At 71.3% G+C, this 14,885-nt stretch carries 12 protein-coding genes; 5 read left to right on the forward strand and 7 right to left on the reverse strand.

Annotation, left to right across the window (positions count from 1 at the left end):
- Positions 1 to 48: 48 nt before the first annotated feature.
- The 3 genes from ACFQSB_RS22855 to ACFQSB_RS22865 form a co-directional block, all read right to left on the reverse strand.
- A complete protein-coding gene (locus ACFQSB_RS22855) occupies positions 49 to 339 on the reverse strand; it encodes a hypothetical protein (protein WP_354853832.1) in 291 nt (96 codons plus the stop codon).
- 159 nt (positions 340 to 498) lie between these two features.
- Positions 499 to 1,059: a hypothetical protein gene (locus tag ACFQSB_RS22860; RefSeq protein ID WP_380828934.1), complete on the reverse strand. Its 561-nt coding sequence runs from the start codon at positions 1,057 to 1,059 to the stop codon at positions 499 to 501.
- 188 nt (positions 1,060 to 1,247) lie between these two features.
- Positions 1,248 to 2,636, reverse strand: coding sequence for a Dyp-type peroxidase (locus ACFQSB_RS22865; RefSeq protein WP_380828935.1), 1,389 nt, complete (start codon positions 2,634 to 2,636; stop codon positions 1,248 to 1,250).
- Between the two features lie 196 nt (positions 2,637 to 2,832).
- Here ACFQSB_RS22865 and ACFQSB_RS22870 point away from each other — a divergent pair, with 196 nt between their 5' ends.
- On the forward strand, positions 2,833 to 3,480 hold the full coding sequence (locus ACFQSB_RS22870; RefSeq protein WP_380828937.1) for a hypothetical protein: 648 nt from the start codon (positions 2,833 to 2,835) through the stop codon (positions 3,478 to 3,480).
- Between the two features lie 263 nt (positions 3,481 to 3,743).
- Here ACFQSB_RS22870 and ACFQSB_RS22875 read toward each other — a convergent pair whose 3' ends face one another.
- Entirely contained in the window at positions 3,744 to 4,541 is a 798-nt protein-coding gene (locus tag ACFQSB_RS22875) for an NAD-dependent epimerase/dehydratase family protein (protein WP_380828938.1), read from the reverse strand.
- Between the two features lie 21 nt (positions 4,542 to 4,562).
- Entirely contained in the window at positions 4,563 to 5,849 is a 1,287-nt protein-coding gene (locus ACFQSB_RS22880) for a Gfo/Idh/MocA family protein (protein ID WP_380828939.1), read from the reverse strand.
- Positions 5,850 to 5,955: 106 nt separating this feature from the next.
- On the opposite strand from ACFQSB_RS22880, the gene ACFQSB_RS22885 reads away from it, so the two are divergent.
- Positions 5,956 to 6,546 (forward strand): TetR/AcrR family transcriptional regulator, encoded by a 591-nt coding sequence (locus ACFQSB_RS22885; protein ID WP_380828940.1) that lies wholly within the window; start codon positions 5,956 to 5,958, stop codon positions 6,544 to 6,546.
- Positions 6,547 to 6,638: 92 nt separating this feature from the next.
- On the opposite strand, the gene ACFQSB_RS22890 is transcribed toward ACFQSB_RS22885, so the two are convergent.
- Positions 6,639 to 8,060: an endo-1,4-beta-xylanase gene (locus ACFQSB_RS22890; protein ID WP_380828941.1), complete on the reverse strand. Its 1,422-nt coding sequence runs from the start codon at positions 8,058 to 8,060 to the stop codon at positions 6,639 to 6,641.
- A gap of 271 nt (positions 8,061 to 8,331) precedes the next feature.
- Here ACFQSB_RS22890 and ACFQSB_RS22895 point away from each other — a divergent pair, with 271 nt between their 5' ends.
- Positions 8,332 to 8,820 carry a winged helix-turn-helix transcriptional regulator gene (locus tag ACFQSB_RS22895; RefSeq protein WP_380828942.1) on the forward strand — a complete coding sequence of 163 codons (489 nt, stop codon included), beginning with the start codon at positions 8,332 to 8,334 and terminating at the stop codon, positions 8,818 to 8,820.
- A 37-nt stretch (positions 8,821 to 8,857) separates the two neighbouring features.
- A complete protein-coding gene (locus ACFQSB_RS22900; RefSeq protein WP_380828943.1) occupies positions 8,858 to 10,525 on the forward strand; it encodes an MFS transporter in 1,668 nt (555 codons plus the stop codon).
- A 98-nt stretch (positions 10,526 to 10,623) separates the two neighbouring features.
- On the opposite strand, the gene ACFQSB_RS22905 is transcribed toward ACFQSB_RS22900, so the two are convergent.
- On the reverse strand, positions 10,624 to 12,441 hold the full coding sequence (locus ACFQSB_RS22905) for a CocE/NonD family hydrolase (protein ID WP_380828944.1): 1,818 nt from the start codon (positions 12,439 to 12,441) through the stop codon (positions 10,624 to 10,626).
- Positions 12,442 to 12,786: 345 nt separating this feature from the next.
- On the opposite strand from ACFQSB_RS22905, the gene rpoB reads away from it, so the two are divergent.
- On the forward strand, positions 12,787 to 14,885 hold a 2,099-nt coding region (rpoB, locus tag ACFQSB_RS22910; RefSeq protein ID WP_380828945.1), incomplete at its 3' end, for a DNA-directed RNA polymerase subunit beta.

The raw sequence follows: 14,885 nt of genomic DNA on the forward strand, positions 1-14,885 counted from the left end.
TGGCGCGCGGCCGGTGGCCGCCGCGGTGGGGCGATCGCGGACGTGCGCCTAGATCCCCGCGGTCATGCGGCGGCCCATGCGCTCTTCCTGGCGCATCTCCTCTTCGGGGCGCCCGGACATGATCTCCTGGCGGGTCTCCTCGATGCGCAGGGCGACGCCGATGGCGAAGAACGTCGGCGCCCACTCACCGACGAACAGGCCCCAGCGGTCGGCGCGGGCGATGTCCTGCTCCATCTCTTTGGACAGCATCCACGAGACGAACGACGCGCCGACGGAGATCAGACCGGCCGTGTACATCATGCCCGACCGGATGCCCATTCTGTTGAGTGCCCTGATCATATGCCCCCCTTGATAACGGCGTGTTGACGCTACCTTCCTACCCTTCGTCGTGGCCCGTAATGATCGGCACGGGATAAGGACGATAAGAGGCACTTTGGCGGCAGTCGCCGGATTTGCCGATATATTACGGAAAGCGGAGAAAGTAGCGCGTTATACCGGCTATTCCGTGACCAGGAAATCGGCGAGCACCCGCAGAGCGCTGAAGACGCCGTCCTCGACCCGGCCGCGCGCCGACACCGACATGACCGCGAAATCGACCGGGACCAGCACGAGGTAGACGTGCCACACCGGCCGCCCGGCCGGGCTCCAGGCGAGCCGCGAGCCCAGCGCGAGCGCCGTCCAGCAGTGCGCACGCTCGTCGAGCCGGACCTCGCCCTGGTAGGAGTAGCCGCCCTCGCCGGGCAGGTCGCCCGCCACGCGGTCGTACGAGCCGGCGGGCTCCCGCATGATCACCGCGACGCGTTCGCCCTCGTCGACGACGCCCTGGTAGCTGCCCCCGAGATCGATGCGCGGGCGGCCGCCCGCGTGGTCGACGGCGTAGGAGACCTCGGGGAAGGTGACGGCGCCGCCGCCGGGCCGCACGAGCGCGCGGGACGGCGGCTGATCGCACCACGACGGGGAGGCGGAGGCCACCGGAGGACCGGAGGAGGTGGGCGCCGCGGCGGAGTCGCCGATGGCCGAGACGATGAGCACCATGGCGATCATTACCAGGACCGGCACGGCGAGACGCGGCCATCCCGATCTCCCGCGGCCTGCGTTGTCGGCTGTCGCCACTCGGACCTCCGGCCGGCTTCGACGCGTGGCGGCGTGAATTGCCTCTGACGGCGCCCCGGCGAGGCGGCGCGCCTCCACTGTGGCACGCCGCGCGCGGCCCTCACCCGGTATTCCGGAAAGCGGCCTCCGGTGATTTACAGGCTCTTGAGATACGCGAGGGACGGCATGAAGAAATACTCGCCGCCTTTCATCGTGACGGTCTGCGGCGCCTGCTGTTGCGGCGCGCCGTGCTGCTCGCTCCCCCACGCCTTGGGGAAGCTCACCTTGCCCTCACGACGGCCCTGCCCGATCACCGGATCGTGGCCGGTCCCCTCCACGGGGAAGCCGGAGTTGTCGGCCCACGCCTGCTGGGTGAACTCGAACTGGGACTGCAGGCTCGCGTTGAACGCCATGAACAGCAGGCCCACCCCGCCGGTCGGGCGAGTCCGCGGCGGCGCGTCATCCCAGGGGATGTCGGTGCGCGCGCCGTAGGTCTGGCCGCGCCGGGCCATCATCACCCCAAGGACGCGCTCGAGGCCGCCGTCCTTGGAGTCGCGCGGGTTGGTCTTGCGGATGTGCGCGCTGAAGGGGCACTTGGCGCCGTCCGGGTCGTCGCGGTAGCTGAAGTCGTTCTGCACCGGATGGCCGTCCGAGCTGGGCCTGCCGTGCAGCCGCAGCGGCGTGCCGTTGCGGAACCGGCCGACCAGAAGGGCCCCGGCGAGCGCCCGGTCGGCTCCGGCGAGCCCGAGCGCGTCGGCCAGATCCTCCTCGGCCTGCCGGAACGCCCGCACGTTCTGCTCCAGCTTCCGGAACACCAGGTAGCTCCCCATGTGCCGGGCCGGCTTGGGCGCCAGCGGGTCGGCGACCAGGATGTGGTTCAGCGGGAAGAACGGCGTCCAGTTGTGCCCGGGCTCGGCCGCCACCTGGTCGGCGAGGAACAGCGGCTGGCTGCGGCCGTCGATGTAGCCGAAGTGCTCGATGCCGTTGCCCTGCGCGTTGCGCAGCCCGTGGCCGCTCTCCTCGCCGACGATCGTCGCGGTCGCGGGCAGCAGCGCCAGGACGCGCTCGCGGGTGGCGGTGACCGTGGCCTCGGTGGCGTCGCCGATGAGCACGACAGCGTGGATCTCCCCTCGGTACGGCGCCTCCCAGGCGCTCACCGGCGGGTCGCTCAGCGTGTCCGTGCGCCGCTTGAGTCCGGATTTGAAGGCGTTGTCGGTGAACCCGGTCGTGGAGTGGCCGAGTTTGAGATAGCCGAGCTTGCTGATGCCCACCCCGACGTACGGGGTGCCGGGGGCCCGCGTGCCGTTGAAGGCGCGGACCTCCGCGAGGTGCGTCCTGGCCGACTTCACCAGCGGCACCAGGCCGTGCAGGAACCGCCTGCCGTCGGCGCCGTCGCCGAAACTCACCAGCAGCACCGACAGGTGCTCGCGGACATGCGCCCGCAGGATGTTGGCCTGCAGGTTGTCGAGCATCGCCTTGGTGTCGGCGTCCAGGCCAGGCGCGTCCCAGGCGAGCGGTTCGCCGTTGGCGAGGTTCACTGGCATGTCGGTCCTTCCCCGTGCTGGGTCTCGGTCGTGTCCTCCGATGAGAGTCGTCTTTCTCGACAAAGGTTCGATGTACGGCGAATCGCCATGGAGTTGCGCCGACCGGGCCGATGCCGTCTTTGACCAACAGCGGGCGGAATGCCGCTTACATGCGATAGAAGATCTATTGCACCTACTGTCCCCCCTTGAGGTACATGTGAGAAAGCTTCTTCGGGTTCTCGCGGCCCAGCTCTTCGCCGCGGCCTTCGTCCTCACCGCCCTGTCCGGCGGCGCCCACGCCGACACCACGCCCACCGACGCCGAACTGGCCGCGGAGTGGCAGACCGCGTGGGACACCTACAAGTTCTACGACGCCTCGCCGCCCCCGCACCCGGGATCGGGGCGCACCCGGCAGAGCCAGACGATCTCCATCACGATCAACGCCCCGGCCCATCAGGTCTTCACGGCGTACTCCAACATCAACAACCACATCGGCCGGGCGGCGTTCCTCACGCGGGTCTCCACCCACCGCGACTGGCGCCAGCGCGGCGTGCGCTACATCGACTTCACCGCGATCGAGGACATCCCCTACCAGGGAACGATCGTCTCCTCCCACACCCACGCCCAGCAGCGTCTCCACGAGGACGAGCTGTTCTACGAGACCGACACCTGGTCGCTGCCCAACGTCGTCACCCACCAGCGCATCAGCTTCACCGTGCAGAAGGGCGGCGGCACCAAGGTCACCGAGCGCCTGACGTTCGACGCGGACGACGCGCTGATCGACTTCGTCGTCGCCAACGGCGTCGCCTCGCACCAGCAGACCCAGACCGCCATCAAGCAGGCCATCGAGAGCGGCCAGCTCTGACCCCCCGCCGGGCGGGGCGCCCGTCATGGCCGCCCCGCCCGGCACCCACCATCGGCCCCACCACCGTGGGGCCCGCGCCGTGGAATCCCCTTCGACACCGGCCATGCCGTGGACGCCGTTCCCGCCGTTCCCGCCGTTCCCGCCGTTCCCGCCGTTCCCGCCGTTCCCGCCGTTCCCGCCGTTCCCGCCGTTCCCGCCGTTCCGCGCCGTTCCCGCCGTTCCCGCCGTTCCCCGCCGGCCCGCGGTGGAGGTCCGATCGCCGGTCAGGCGGTGAGGTGGGCGATGACCGAGGTGTGACGCGGGGTCCAGCCGAGCAGCTCGCGGGTCTTGGCGGCGGAGACGTCCTGGTCACGGGTGAACAAGTCCGCCAGCGGCCCCAGCTCCGCCTTCGCCTCCTCCACAGGCCACGACGACGCCCTTCCCCCGCCGAGCGCCCGCGCGATCGCGTCGAGGCGGGCCGTCTCGGCCATGCCGTGCCAGACGGTGCCGGGCGCGGCACTTCTCACGACGGCCACATACAGGTCGGACAGGTCGTCCACGTGCACGACCGGCCAGCGCACCCCTGGCTCACCGATGTACACGCCACCTCCCCGCTCGGCCGCCTTGGCGGCCAGCAGCCCGTGGACCAGGCCCCCGCCGTGGCCGTACACCAGACCCGGGCGGATCACCCACCCGCCGGCCGCCAGCACCCGGCGCTCGACCTCCGGCCGCCAGGCGGCGATGGGGTGCGGGGCGGGCGGGCTGTCCTCGTCCACGGCACCCGCCCCGAGGACGGCCGCCCCCGTCGTGTAGACCACAGGGCTGCCGGCGGCGAGCAGCGCGTCCACCCCGGCCAGGTCCGCCTCGGCGCCGAGCGGCGGTCCGGCGTGCACCACGCGGTCGAACCCCGTCGCGGCGCCGGTCAGCGAGGCCGGGTCGGCGAGGTCCGCGGTGACCGTCGCGTACGGCGGGTTCGCCGCACCCGGGCGGGTCAGCGCCACGACCTCGTGCCCGGCCCCGGCCAGCGCCGCGGCCACGCGTGTCCCGATGTAACCGGTGGCGCCGATGATCAAGATCTTCATGAAGGACGACTCCTCGCGAGGTCAGGGGGCGATGATCTGGCGGACGCCGGTCCGCGCGGCGTTCTCGATGGCGGCGAGCAGGCGGTGCAGCCGCACGGCCGTGTGGAAGGAGGGATGCGCCGGCCGTCCCTCGGCGAGCGCCGGGGCGATCCGCCGGTAGAACGCGGCGACGTTCACCGCGGGGCCGGCGGGCACGCCGCGCGGCACCGAGCCGGCCGCCTGACCGCCTCCGGCACCGCTCCCCCGCCCCGAACCGCCACCGCCGTCCCCGTTCGAGATACCACCGTCCGCACTTCGGGTACCGCCGTCCACACTTGGGGTACCGCCGTGCGCCCTTCGGGTACCGCCGTCCGGCCCGGTGTCGCCGTCGGCGTGCGCTCCCACGGTGAACGGGCCGCCGTGGGCGCCGGCGGAGGTGGCGTAGGCGACCGTCCAGTCGGCCCAGTGCGGGTACACCCCCGGCCGCGCAGGAGCGGCCGTCAAGGTCCCCTCCGACCCGCTGATCTTTAGGTGGAACCCGTCGGGCGATGCCGCGTCGCCGCCGTGCACGATCACCGCGCCGATCGCCCCGCCCTCCAGTGGGCCGTGCACGGCCACGTGGTCGGGCACCGCGTTGGGCACCGTCTCGCCGGTCCCGATCACCTCGACGCGGGGGCGTCGGTAGCCGAGCGTGGCGGTGACCTCGGTGAACGGGCCGGCGATGCCCTCTACCACGGCCAGGAAGTGCCCGGCCATCACGGTCAGCAAGTTGGTCCCGGCGGCGGGGCCGGTGCTCCAGGCGAGCTCCGGCGCGATGCGGGCCCCGCCGAGGGAGTCCCCCGCGGCCACCAGCGTGATCGACTCCAGCCGGCCGATGCGTCCCTCGGAGAGGAGGTCGGCGACGAACCCGGCCGCCGGCGAGTGGACGCCCTGCAGGACGACGGCGTGCGCCACGCCGGCGTCGGCCGCGGCGGCGGCCAGCTTCTCGGCCTCGTCCACGTCCACGCCGAGCGGCCACTCGCACACGACGTGCTTGCCGGACGCGAGCGCCGCCCGTACCGCCTCCCCGTGGTCGGGCGCCTTCACCACGACGGCGACCACGTCGACCTCCGGATGCGCGGCCAGCTCGGCGGCGCCCGCGAAGGCGTGCGGTACCCCGAACTCCGCGGCGGTGCGCCGGGCGGTGTCCGGCCGCGTCGTCGCGACGGCGGTGACCGCGTACTCCTCCAGATTGAGCAGCGCGGGCAGGTGCGCGGCCGTTCCCCAGCCCCGGCCGGGACTCGCGCCGACGACGCCGACGCGAATCGGCCTTCCAAGCCTTTGCCCCATTGATCCGCCTCCTGAAGTTTTGTATCGAGCGGTATGAAACTAGCCCGGCCCGGAAGGCGGCGTCAACGGGTAATGTACTGAGAGGTACGAAATCTGGGAGGCGCACATGCCCGGAGGACGCCCGCGCGCGTTCGACCCCGACACCGCGCTCGACCGCGCCCTGGAGGTCTTCTGGAGCCAGGGGTACGAGGGGACGGCCATCTCCGACCTCACCGCGGCCATGGGCATCAACCGCCCGAGCCTCTACGCCGCGTTCGGCAACAAGGAGGACCTGTTCCGCAAGGTCCTGGACCGCTACATCGACGGACCGGGCGGTTTCGCGGCCCGCGCCCTCGACGCCTCCCGGGCGCGGGAGGTCGCCGAGCGCATGGTGTACGGAGCCGTCGAGCTGACCTCGGGCACCGGCACGCCCCGGGGGTGCCTGAGCGTGCGCTGCGTCCAGGCGTGCGGGCCGGAGGCCGAGCCGGTCAGAGACGAGGTGGCGGCGCGCAGGAAGGCGGGCGAGATGGCCTTGCGGGCACGTTTCGAACGGGCCCGCGACGAAGGCGACCTGCCGGCCGACAGCGACCCCGCCGACCTGGCCCGCTTCGTCCACGCCGTCACCGACGGCATAGCCGTCCAGGCCGCCTCGGGCGCGGGTCGCGACGATCTCCTCCGCGTCGCCGAGTTCGCCCTACGCGCCTGGCCCTCTACCTGACCCCCTGGCACACCGGGCCCCGGACGGGTCACCGTCCAGCCCCGAGCCTGAGCCCGCGCCGGCCGGACCGCCGGGCCGGCCTCGACGCGCGGTCAGCCGGCGGTGCAGGTGTAGCCCGAGGGCAGCGAGGGGTCGCCGTTGGGGCGGCTGCTCCAGAACCCGAACGTCGTGGCGGCGCCCGGGGCGAGGGAGGAGTTGCGGGCGGTGCCGCGGGCGGTCACCGTCCGCCCGGCGGTGGTGAGGGACACGTTCCATGAACTGGTGACGGCGTGCCCGGCCGGCAGGGTGAAGGTGACCGTCCAGCGCGTGATGGGCGAGCCGCCGGTGTTGGTCACGGTGACCGGCCGGACGATGTAGCCGCCGCCCCACTGGCCCGACGTGGTGGCGCTGACGCCGCAGGCCGCGGTGGGCGGCGTGCTGGACGGCGTCGGCGTAGGAGTGGGAGTCGGCGTGGGGGTGGGAGTCGTGGCGTCGTTCAGCGCGGCGAGCACCGCGTCGTAGGCGGGCTTCTTGCCGTAGGCGCCGTCGAACAGCAGCGGGGTGCCGCCGGCGCGCCAGGAGTACTTGTCGGTGACACCCCATACGGTGATGCCGGTGCAGCGCGGGACCGCCAGGCAGGCGTTGACCACCTTGCGGTACCCGTCGGCCTGGGCGCCGCCCGAGCCCTCGATGTCCAGCTCGGTGATCTGCACGTCGACGCCGAGCGCGGCGAACCGCTCGATGGTGCGCTGGTAGTTGCCCGGCACCGGCGCCTGGCCGTTGAAGTGCGACTGCAGGCCCACGCAGTCGATCGGCACGCCGCGCGCGGTGAAGTCCTGGACCATGGCGTACACCGCCCGGGTCTTGGCGGCGTCGGCGTCGTCGATGTTGTAGTCGTTGTAGCAGAGCTTGGCGTCAGGGTCGGCCGCCCGGGCGGTGCGGAAGGCCTCCTCGATGAAGCCGTCGCCGATGCGCCGCTGGAACATCGAGTCGCGGCGGGCTCCGCTGCCGTCCAGGAACGCCTCGTTGACCACGTCCCAGGCGTAGATCTGGCCCTTGTAGTGGTTCATCACGCCGGTGATGTGGTCGTTCATCGCCGCGCGCAGCTCGTCCGCCGACGTCAGGGTGCTCATGTACTGCGGGAGCCCGGAGTGCCATACCAGTGTGTGCCCGCGCACCCGCTGGCCGTGCTCGCGCGCCGAGGCGACGATGCGGTCGCCCTGGACGTAGGTGAAGGAGCCGCGGGCCGGTTCCACCGCGTCCCACTTCATCTCGTTCTCGGGCGTGACCATGTCGAACTCGCGGTTCAGCACGGTCGTGTAGTCGGCTTCGCCCAGATGGGCGGCGGCGACGGCCGCTCCGAAATGGCGGCCCCGCGCCTCGGCCGACGCGCCGAGCGTGCTCGCCGCGTCGGCGGGCCCGGACAGGGCGAGCAGTCCCGCGCCGAGGGCGGCGACCAGGCCGACGACGAACGCGCTTCGAGCGCCTGGCTGTCGTTTCCGGTGCCCGCCGGGCGGGACGGCCTTGTCGATCATCGCTGTTCCTCCACCTGGAACGCTGATCGTCGGCAGGAGAGCGCCGCTCGCGAGCCAGTCTGTGAAGGGTCCTCCAGAGGCGTCAACGACCGCCAGAGAGCTTTCAGGCCGATCGCCCCTCCTGGCCTGGTGGCGCCATGTGCGCCTCTGACCGGCATCGAAAGTTTCAGCTTCCGGGCTTCACCCGTCGACGGTCATCTGACCATGAGCAGCCATAGCCAGACGCCGCCCGCCTGACTATGGCTGGAGCTAGCCAGAGTACAATCCCCCCATGGCCATGATCCTGGAAGGACCCCTCGCCGACAGGGCCAGCTGGCGGGCCGATCGCTGCTCGATCGGCAAGGCCATGGACGTGATCGGCACCCGGTCGGCGATCCTCCTGCTCCGGGAGGCGTACTACGGGACGACGCGGTTCGACGACTTCGCCGAGCGGGTCGGCATCACCGACGCGGTCGCCTCCGCGCGCCTCAAGCAGCTCGTCGAGCTCGGCGTCCTGGACAAGCGCCCGTACCGTGAGCCCGGCAAGCGCACGCGTCACGAGTACGTGCTGACGGCGATGGGCAAGGACCTCTTCCCCGCGGTGCTCGCGCTCATGCAGTGGGGCGACAAGTACCTCCAGCCCGACGGTGGCCCCGTCCGGGTGGTGGAACGCCGGACCGGCGCGCCCGTCACCATCAGGCCGCGCGACGAGGCGGGCCGGGAGCTCGGGCTCGACGACCTCGTCATCGTCCCCCACGACCCGGGGCCGACCCAGGGCTGACTTTGCTAAACCATAGCTAGATGGCTATGGTTCGGGCATGCCCTTCTCCGACCCCGCCACCCGCACCGGCCCATCCCGCATGGGCGCCGGCATCCCGAGCTCGGACACCGCCGTCGCGGGTCCGGGCATGCCGGGCTCAGGCGCCCCCGGCGCCGGAGCGCGCCCGGCCGGCGCGCACACCGCCCCTCTCCCCGCCTCGAACGCGCGGCGCTGGATCAGCCTGGTCGTGGTGTGCCTGGGCATGATGATGGCGTTCTTCAACATCTCCGCCACGCTGACCGCGCTCACCCAGATCCAGGCCGACCTCCAGGCGTCCGCCACCACCACCGTGTGGATCACCAGCGCGTACAGCCTGCTGGTCGCGAGCCTCGTGCTGTCGGCCGGCACGATCGGAGACCGGCTCGGCCACCGCCGGACGTTCTTCACCGGCGCGCTCGTCTTCACCGCGGGCAGCGCGCTCGCCTTCGCGTCGAGCGGCGCCGCGGCCCTCATCCTCGCGCAGGCCGTCATGGGCGTCGGCGGGGCGATCATTCTGCCCACCAGCCTGTCGACCGTCAGCCACACCTTCACCCGGCCGCACGAGAGAACGGCGGCGATCGGCGTCTGGGCCAGTTGCTCCGGGCTGGGCCTGGCGATCGGCCCGGTCACCGCGGGCCTGCTGCTCGCCTCCTTCCCCTGGCACGCGGTCTACCTGCTCAACGTCGTGACGGGAGCCCTCGTGCTCGCCCTGACGTTCCCGCTGGTCATCCCCACCGGAGGCGTCGCACGACGCCTGGACGTCGCCGGTCTGGCCCTCGGGACGCTCACGGTCGGCGCGCTGGTCTTCACGATCATCCAGGGCGGCTCCGCCGGGTACACCAGCCCGGGGATCATCGCCGGCTACGTCCTCATCGCGCTCGCCCTGGCGGGCTTCGTCGCGGTCGAACTGCGCGCCGCCCAGCCGATGGTCGACGTGCGCCTGTTCCGCTCGGCGTCGTTCAGCGCCGTGCTGGTGTCCGCCACCGCGTCCCTGTTCGGCTTCACCGGCATCGCCCTGCTCAACGTCCTGTACCTCCAGCGGGTCCAGGGACGCACCCCGCTGACGGCCGGCGTGTTCCTCATGGTCATGTTCGTGACCTACATCGTGGTCAGCGCCCTCGCCCCGCCGCTGGTCAAGCGCGTCGGCTTCAGGATCACCCTCACCGCCGGGCTCGTCCTCGGCGCCGCGGGCGCGCTGCTGCTCCTGCTCAGCCCTCCCTCCGCCGGCTTCGGCCCGGTCTGGCCCGGCCTCCTGCTCTTCGGCGCGGGCACCGGCCTGCTCGTCGCCCCCTCCACGGCCGCCGCCGTGATCAGCGTTCCGCACGAGCGGGCCGGCATGGCCAGCGCCATCGTCAACATGTTCCGCCAGCTCGGCTCCGTTCTCGGCGCCAGCGTGCTCGGCACCGTCCTGACCTCGAGGTTCGCCGCAGGACTCCCCGCCCGCCTCGACGCGGCGGGCGTGCCCGCCGAGGTCTCACGCCAGGTGATCCAGGCGGCCGCGAACGGCGCGAGCGGCCGGCCTCCCGCCGGGCTGGCCGTCCCCATCCACCACGCGATCGCGGGGGCCCTCACCGCCGCCGCCCACACGGGCTTCGTCGTGGTCGCCGCCGCCTTCCTCGCCGTGGCGCTCCCCACCATCCTGCTCGTCCGGCACCGCCCCGCTCCCGCGACCCCGGCGGCCCGCTGAGCCCACCGGCGGTCCCGCTACAGGGAAGCCGGATCCGCGGCCCCGGCCTCGCGATGGAGGGCCGGGTGCCCGGCACGGAGGGCCGGGCACCCGGCCGGTCAGCTCTTGGAGATCTTCAGCGGGAAGGTGGCGGGGCCCACGTCGCCGAGGGCGGTGGTGTTCGCCGCGAGGTACTGGTCCAGGTACGGCGAGCGGTCACCCTGGGTCGGCACGTCGGACCTCGGATCCTGCACCTCCAGGGACAGCCGCGCGTCCGACACCTTGATCGTGTTGCCCGAGGGCACGTCCAGCCAGCGGTTGGAGTCGATGGTCCCGATCTGGACGCCCAGGCGGTGCCCCCGCTCGAAGGTCCAGTCGGTGGACTTCAGCTTGAACGCGACCGTTCCTCTGCCCTCCAGCAGGGCGACGTTCTCGTCGAACATCGTCGCCGTGCCGTCCGGGGCGACGTCCCACAGGCGGACCATCACGTTCCCGCTCGCACCGGCGTTGAACCTGATCTTCGGCGTACCGGTGAGCCGCAGCTTCCGGGAGGCGGGCGTGGACCAGGTCCAGAAGCTCGCGGTGGCCGCGGCCCCCTGCCCGGCCGCCGCGTTGTTCCTCTCGGCGCCGGTCAGCGACTCGATCCGCGGCGCCCGCTCCATGTCCCAGCGGTCGCGATCGGCCGCGGCGGCCGGGGGAGCCGCCGCGCCTCCCCCGTCGTCGACGTACCGGCCCGAGGAGAGCCGCGCGTCGTAGGAGGTCGTGACCACCGGCCAGGCGCCCTGGGCGCGCCAGTCGCCGAGGCCGTCCTCGATCGCGTACGCCGGGTCGGTCACCGACGGGCCGGCGCCGCGCAGGTACTGGTCGTAGAACCGCATGACCTCGTCGAACCAGCCGGCACGCCCCTGCGACAGCCGGCCGGAGGCGTCGGTGTCGTTGCCCCGCACGTGCTCCCACTGGCCGAGCCAGCCGCGTTCCCGGCCGTGATGGGCGCCGAGGTACACCTCCATGTCCTCGGGCTTGGTGTTGGGCTCGATGAAGCCCTGGGTCACGAACAACGGCGTGCCGGTGCCGGCCGCCCGGGCGGCGAGGTCACGGGCGCGCCAGTACGCCGATCGGGGGTCGGGGTCGTTGTTGTTGGTCATGTTGTCGCTGAGGCACTCCGGATGGCTCGCCTCGTACTGGGCGTTCGCCTTGTACCGGTCGCTGTCGTCGGCCAGCGCGGGGATCGTCGCGATCGAGTTGTACGCCGCCGGGGTCCCGGTGACGTTGGGGCGCGGGACCTTGTTGCTGAACAGGTAGTTGTACATGTTCCAGACCGGCTCCTGCGCGACGACCGCCTTCAGGCTTCTCAGCTTGAGGTTGTTGCCCACCAGTCCGGTGACGGCGTCGTACGACTTGCCGTACATGCCGACCTTGCCGGTCGACCACGACTGGCCGGCCGCCCAGTCGATGGCGGCACGGACGTCGGCCTGCTCGCCGGGGCCGACCCAGTCCAGGCACCCGGTGCTGCCGCCGAAGCCGCGCAGGTCGACCATCACGAAGGTGTAGCCGCGTGCCATGAGGCCGGCGCCGTTGACGAAGTCCTGGAAGCGCGCCGACGGCCCGACCCTGTCCCAGCCTTCTGGACCGGTCTGCCCGGCGTGCGCGAAGTAGGGCCCCACGGAGAGGATGACCGGGGTCTTGGCGTCGGCCGGCAGTCCGGCCGGGCGCAGCACGTCGGCGTGCAACTCGACGCCGCTGCCGTCCGAGGAGGGGAAGTACGCCTCCGTCCACGCGGCGCCCTCGGGGACCCGCGGGTTCTGCTCGTGGGTGACCGGGTCCCCGGGCGCCGGTGCGGCCTGGGCCGCCGCCGGTGATCCGCCCGCGGTGAGGGTGGCGATGGTGACCAGCGCGCCGGCCGCGACGGCGGCCGGCGCCTTCCCGCGAATGTTCATTGACACTCCCGTGATCTCTGGATGCCATGGGAGAGTAAATGATTTTGTTAGCGATTTGTCGGCGGTTGTCCGCCCGGTTAGTACTTCGTACCGGTGACGGCGATCCGCGCGCCGGGTGAAGTCCCCGCTCGGCGACGCTTCAGGATTGACAAGCAGAGTGGCGTACGTCATCATGAAGTTGCGCCCGGAAGGATAGGGCCTGCGTAAGCGTGGACAAATTCGATTAGAGCGAGTACGCTCATCCCTCCACGCTGCCTTCTCGTCGACCCGCTCCGCTCGCTCACGTTGCGAGGTCGTCTGGCGTGCGTGCAGTCAGCCCGCCGCGAGCCCTCGGAAGGACATCTGTTGGCAGCCTCGCGCAACGCATCCGCCGTACCCGCCGGTCCCCGTCGCGTCTCTTTCTCGCGCATCCAGGAGCCTCTGGAGGTTCCCGACCTTCTCGCCCTGCAGACCGAGTCGTTCGACTGGCTGCTGGGCAACGAGAGATGGAAGGCCCGGGTCGAGGCGGCTCTTCAGGCCGGGCGCAAGAACGTCCCCGCCCAGTCGGGCCTCGAGGAGATCTTCCACGAGATCAGCCCGATCGAGGACTTCGCGGGGACCATGTCCCTGTCGTTCCGCGACCACCGGTTCGAGCCGCCCAAGTACTCCGTCGACGAGTGCAAAGACAAGGACATGACCTTCTCCGCCCCGATGTTCGTCACGGCGGAGTTCATCAACAACACCACCGGTGAGATCAAGAGCCAGACGGTGTTCATGGGCGACTTCCCGCTCATGACGCCGAAGGGCACCTTCATCGTCAACGGCACCGAGCGGGTCGTGGTCTCCCAGCTCGTCCGCTCCCCCGGCGTGTACTTCGAGCGCAACGTCGACAAGACCTCCGACAAGGACCTCTACGGGTGCAAGGTCATCCCTTCACGGGGATCCTGGCTGGAGTTCGAGATCGACAAGCGCGACAGCGTCGGTGTGCGCGTCGACCGCAAGCGCAAGCAGCCGGTGACCGTGCTGCTCAAGGCCCTCGGCTGGACCAACGACCAGATCCTCGAGCGGTTCGGCCGGTACGAGTCGATGCGCGCCACCCTGGAGAAGGACCACACCTCCGGCCAGGACGACGCCCTGCTCGACATCTACCGCAAGCTGCGCCCGGGCGAGCCGCCGACCAAGGAGTCCGCCCAGACGCTGCTGGAGAACCTCTACTTCAACCCCAAGCGCTACGACCTGGCCAAGGTCGGCCGCTACAAGATCAACAAGAAGCTCGGCTCGGACACCGACATCAACGTCACCGTCCTGACCGAGGACGACATCGTCGCGATGGTCGAGTACCTGGTGCGGCTGCACGCCGGCGAGGAGTCGGACGGCCTGCCGCTGGAGGTCGACGACATCGACCACTTCGGCAACCGGCGGGTGCGCAACGTCGGCGAGCTGATCCAGAACCAGGTCCGGCTGGGCCTGGCCCGCATGGAGCGCGTCGTCCGTGAGCGCATGACCACGCAGGACGTCGAGGCGATCACGCCGCAGACCCTGATCAACATCCGCCCGGTCGTGGCGGCCATGAAGGAGTTCTTCGGCACCTCCCAGCTGTCGCAGTTCATGGACCAGACCAACCCGCTGTCCGGTCTGACGCACCGGCGGCGGCTGTCGGCGCTCGGTCCGGGCGGTCTGTCGCGTGAGCGGGCCGGCGTGGAGATGCGCGACGTGCACCCGTCCCACTACGGCCGCATGTGCCCGATCGAGACGCCCGAAGGCCCGAACATCGGCCTCATCGGCTACCTCGCCTGCTTCGCCCGGCTCAACGCCTTCGGCTTCGTCGAGACGCCCTACCGCAAGGTCGTGGACGGCCGGGTCACCGAGGAGATCGACTACCTGACCGCCGACGAGGAAGACCTGTACGTGATCGCCCAGGCGAACTCCCCGCTGTCGGCGGACGGCGGGTTCGCCGAGGGGCGGGTGCTGGTCCGCACCAAGGGCGGCGAGTTCGAGTACGTCCGCTCGACCGAAGTGCACTACATGGACGTCTCACCGCGCCAGATGGTGTCGGTGGCGACGGCGATGATCCCGTTCCTGGAGCACGACGACGCCAACCGCGCGCTCATGGGCGCGAACATGATGCGCCAGTCGGTGCCCCTGCTCCGGAGCGAGGCCCCGCTGGTCGGAACCGGCATGGAGTACCGCGCGGCGACCGACACGGGCGACCTGATCAGCGCCCAGAAGGCCGGCGTGGTGGAGGAGGTCTCGGCCGACTACGTCACGATCGCCAACGACGACGGCACGAGCACGACCTACCGGCTGGCGAAGTTCAAGCACTCGAACCAGGGCACGAGCTTCAACCAGAAGCCCATCGTCCGCGAGGGCGACCGGGTGGAGGTCAACCAGGTCGTCGCCGACGGTCCGTGCACCGACAACGGTGAGATGGCGCTCGGTAAGAACCTCCTGGTGGCGTTCATGCC

The organism is Sphaerisporangium rhizosphaerae, from assembly GCF_042665155.1.
Classification (GTDB): domain Bacteria; phylum Actinomycetota; class Actinomycetes; order Streptosporangiales; family Streptosporangiaceae; genus Sphaerisporangium; species Sphaerisporangium rhizosphaerae.

What these genes read in the sequence shown, in the direction of transcription:
- ACFQSB_RS22900 (WP_380828943.1), top strand. Translation starts at nt 8,858, where the DNA reads ATGCCCTTCTCCGACCCCGCCACCCGCACCGGCCCATCCCGCATGGGC.
- ACFQSB_RS22875 (WP_380828938.1), bottom strand. Translation starts at nt 4,541, where the DNA reads ATGAAGATCTTGATCATCGGCGCCACCGGTTACATCGGGACACGCGTG.
- ACFQSB_RS22890 (WP_380828941.1), bottom strand. Translation starts at nt 8,060, where the DNA reads ATGATCGACAAGGCCGTCCCGCCCGGCGGGCACCGGAAACGACAGCCA.
- ACFQSB_RS22905 (WP_380828944.1), bottom strand. Translation starts at nt 12,441, where the DNA reads ATGAACATTCGCGGGAAGGCGCCGGCCGCCGTCGCGGCCGGCGCGCTG.
- ACFQSB_RS22885 (WP_380828940.1), top strand. Translation starts at nt 5,956, where the DNA reads ATGCCCGGAGGACGCCCGCGCGCGTTCGACCCCGACACCGCGCTCGAC.
- ACFQSB_RS22895 (WP_380828942.1), top strand. Translation starts at nt 8,332, where the DNA reads ATGGCCATGATCCTGGAAGGACCCCTCGCCGACAGGGCCAGCTGGCGG.
- ACFQSB_RS22865 (WP_380828935.1), bottom strand. Translation starts at nt 2,636, where the DNA reads ATGCCAGTGAACCTCGCCAACGGCGAACCGCTCGCCTGGGACGCGCCT.
- ACFQSB_RS22880 (WP_380828939.1), bottom strand. Translation starts at nt 5,849, where the DNA reads ATGGGGCAAAGGCTTGGAAGGCCGATTCGCGTCGGCGTCGTCGGCGCG.
- ACFQSB_RS22855 (WP_354853832.1), bottom strand. Translation starts at nt 339, where the DNA reads ATGATCAGGGCACTCAACAGAATGGGCATCCGGTCGGGCATGATGTAC.